Annotated in this window: 4 protein-coding genes; all 4 read left to right on the top strand. The window is 64.8% G+C overall.

Annotated features, from left to right (window positions below):
• Nucleotides 1-1,513, top strand: a 1,513-nt coding sequence (locus MOV74_RS34415; RefSeq protein ID WP_246931420.1) for a chemotaxis protein CheW, incomplete at its 5' end; no start/stop codon positions are given.
• 29 nt (nt 1,514-1,542) lie between these two features.
• A complete protein-coding gene (locus tag MOV74_RS34410) occupies nt 1,543-2,016 on the top strand; it encodes a chemotaxis protein CheW (RefSeq protein WP_246931419.1) in 474 nt (157 codons plus the stop codon).
• A gap of 33 nt (nt 2,017-2,049) precedes the next feature.
• Nucleotides 2,050-2,436, top strand: a complete 387-nt coding sequence (locus MOV74_RS34405) for a response regulator (RefSeq protein WP_028143851.1) — start codon at nt 2,050-2,052, stop codon at nt 2,434-2,436.
• Nucleotides 2,437-2,496: 60 nt separating this feature from the next.
• Nucleotides 2,497-3,331, top strand: an 835-nt coding sequence (locus MOV74_RS34400; RefSeq protein WP_246931418.1) for a protein-glutamate O-methyltransferase CheR, incomplete at its 3' end; no start/stop codon positions are given.

Here is a 3,331-nt window from a genome sequence, read left to right as displayed (position 1 = left end):
GCTCGAGAAGATGAGCGAAGCCCAGATCCACAAGTTCATCTTCGCGCCGGGCTTCTCGACCGCGGCCGCCATCACCTCGGTCTCCGGCCGCGGCGTCGGCATGGACGTGGTCCGCACCAATATCGACCAGATCGGCGGCACCATCGACATCAAGAGCGTGGCCGGCGAAGGCTCCTCCGTCACCATCAAGATCCCGCTGACCTTGGCGATCGTCTCGGCCCTGATCGTCGAAGCCGCCGGCGACCGCTTCGCGATCCCGCAGCTCTCGGTGGTCGAGCTGGTGCGGGCCCGCGCCAACTCCGAGCACCGCATCGAGCGCATCAAGGACACCGCGGTGCTCAGGTTGCGCAACAAGCTGTTGCCGCTGATCCATCTGAAGAAGCTCCTCAAGATCGACGACGGCGCGGCCTCCGATCCCGAGAACGGCTTCATCGTGGTGACCCAGGTCGGCAGCCAGACTTTTGGCATCGTCGTGGATGGTGTCTTCCATACGGAAGAGATCGTCGTGAAGCCGATGTCCACAAAACTCCGTCACATCGACATGTTCTCCGGCAACACCATCCTGGGCGATGGCGCGGTCATCATGATCATCGACCCCAACGGCATTGCCAAGGCGCTCGGCGCCGCCGGCTCCTCGGCCCATGACATGGGCGACGAGAACGGCGCCCATCACATCGGCTCGGGCGAGCAGACCACTTCGCTGCTGGTGTTCCGCGCCGGCTCGTCCCAGCCCAAGGCGGTCCCGCTCGGGCTGGTCACGCGCCTGGAAGAGCTGCCCGCCGACAAGATCGAGTTCTCGAACGGCCGCTACATGGTGCAGTACCGCGAGCAGCTGATGCCGCTCATCGCCATGGAAGGCGTCACCATTGCGAGCCAGGGCGCCCAGCCGATCCTGGTGTTCGCCGACGACGGCCGCTCCATGGGCCTCGTCGTCGACGAGATCATCGACATCGTCGAGGAACGGCTCAACATCGAGGTCGGCGGCTCCAGCCAGGGCATTCTGGGCTCGGCCGTGATCAAGGGCCAGGCCACCGAGGTGATCGACGTCGGCCACTTCCTGCCGATGGCGTTCGCCGACTGGTTCACCCGCAAGGAGATGAAGCCGTCGATGCATTCGCAGTCGGTGCTGCTGGTCGACGATAGCGCCTTCTTCCGCAACATGCTGGCGCCCGTCCTGAAGGCGGCCGGCTACCGCGTCCGCACCGCGCCGACCGCGCAGGAGGGCCTCGCGGCATTGCGCGCGCAGAGCTTCGACGTGGTGCTGACCGACATCGAGATGCCCGACATGAACGGGTTCGAGTTCGCCGAGGTGATCCGCTCCGACAACAATCTGGGCTCGATGCCGATCATCGGCCTGTCCGCCCTGGTGTCGCCGGCGGCGATCGAGCGCGGCCGTCAGGCCGGCTTCCACGACTACGTCGCCAAGTTCGACCGTCCCGGTCTGATCGCGGCGCTGAAGGAACAGACCGCGGGTGCCGCCGGCGCCTCCGAGCTGAGCCGGGCAGCGGCCTAAGAGCAGGACAGGGATCAAGAGGTACGCATATGAGCAAGAAGACCCAGTCCAGCGAAGGCGCCATGGTCGAGTACGTCACCGCGATGATCGGCGGCCAGCTGTTCGGCCTGCCGATCTCGCGCGTCCAGGACGTGTTCATGCCCGAGCGCGTCACCCGCGTGCCGCTGTCCTCGCGCGAGATCGCGGGCGTCCTCAATCTGCGCGGCCGCATCGTCACCGTGGTCGACATGCGCGCCCGTCTCGGCCTGCCGCAGCCTGAGGACGGCAAGGTGCCGATGGCGGTCGGCGTCGACCTGCGCGGCGAATCCTACGGCCTGCTGATCGACCAGATCGGCGAGGTGCTGCGCCTGCCCGAGGCGGGCATGGAAGAGAACCCCGTCAACCTCGACCCCCGCATGGCCAAGCTCGCCGGCGGCGTCCACCGCCTCGACGGACAGCTCATGGTCGTCCTCGACGTCGATCGCGTCCTCGAGCTCAAGACCGAAGTGCAAATGGCTGCGTGAGCCAACGATAAACATCGAAGCCGGAGAACCAAAATGAAGACGTGTTTGGTGGTCGATGATTCCAGCGTCGTTCGCAAGATCGCGCGCAGGATCCTGGAAGGCCTGGAATTCCAAGTCACCGAGGCCGAGGACGGCTCGAAGGCGCTCGAGATCTGCCAGCGGCAGCTGCCCGATGCGGTGCTGCTGGACTGGAACATGCCCGTGATGGACGGCTTCGAATTCATGGGCCACATGCGCCGCCTGCCCGGCGGCGACCAGCCCAAGGTCGTGTTCTGCACCACCGAGAACAACGTGGCTCATATCGCCCAGGCGCTCAGCGGTGGCGCCAATGAGTACATCATGAAGCCCTTCGACAAGGACATCATCGCCGACAAATTCGCAGAGGTTGGTTTGATCCCGGTCGGACAAGCCATGGTCTGAGTGTGTCTGGCCGAAGTGCTTTGGCCAGAGTGTTCCAGTACAGCTTCGAAGAGGCCATCCGTGACCCCGACCGAGTATGAGTATCTGCGCAAGTTCCTGAAGGACAATTCCGGGCTCGACCTGTCCGCAGACAAGCAATATCTGATCGAAAGCCGCCTGCTGCCGCTCGCCCGCAAGGCCGGGCTCTCCGGTATCCCCGAGCTGGTGCAGAAGCTGCAAGGCGGCTCGCGCACGCTGATCACCGACGTGGTCGAAGCCATGACCACCAACGAGACCTTCTTCTTCCGCGACAAGGTCCCGTTCGATCATTTCCGCGACACCATCATGCCCGAGGTCATCAAGGCGCGCGCGGCGCGTCGGAGCGTGCGCATCTGGTGCGCCGCCGGCTCGACCGGGCAGGAGCCCTATTCGCTGGCGATGAGCCTGAAGGAGATGGGTGCGGCCCTGACCGGCTGGCGCGTCGAGATCATCGCGACCGATCTGTCGCAGGAGGTGCTGGAGAAGGCCAAGGCCGGCATCTACAGCCAGTTCGAGGTGCAGCGCGGCCTGCCGATCCAGATGCTGATGAAATATTTCAAGCAGACCGGCGAGACCTGGCAGATCAATCCCGAGCTGCGGGCGATGATCCAGCACCGGCAGCTCAACCTGCTGCACGATTTTTCCCAGCTCGGCACCTTCGACGTCATCTTCTGCCGCAACGTGCTGATCTATTTCGACCAGGATACCAAGATCAACATCTTCAACCGTCTGGCGCGCCAGATCGAGCCCGACGGCTTCCTGGTGCTGGGCGCGGCCGAAACCGTGGTCGGTCTGACCGATACGTTCCGCCCGATTCCGGAGCGGCGCGGCCTCTACAAGCCGAACGACCCGCGTGCCGCGGCCGCCAAGCCGGCTC

Origin of the sequence: Bradyrhizobium sp. SHOUNA76 (assembly GCF_023006445.1) — a bacterium.
Taxonomy (GTDB): Bacteria; Pseudomonadota; Alphaproteobacteria; order Rhizobiales; family Xanthobacteraceae; genus Bradyrhizobium.
This window is presented reverse-complemented; position numbering and strand designations above follow the sequence as displayed.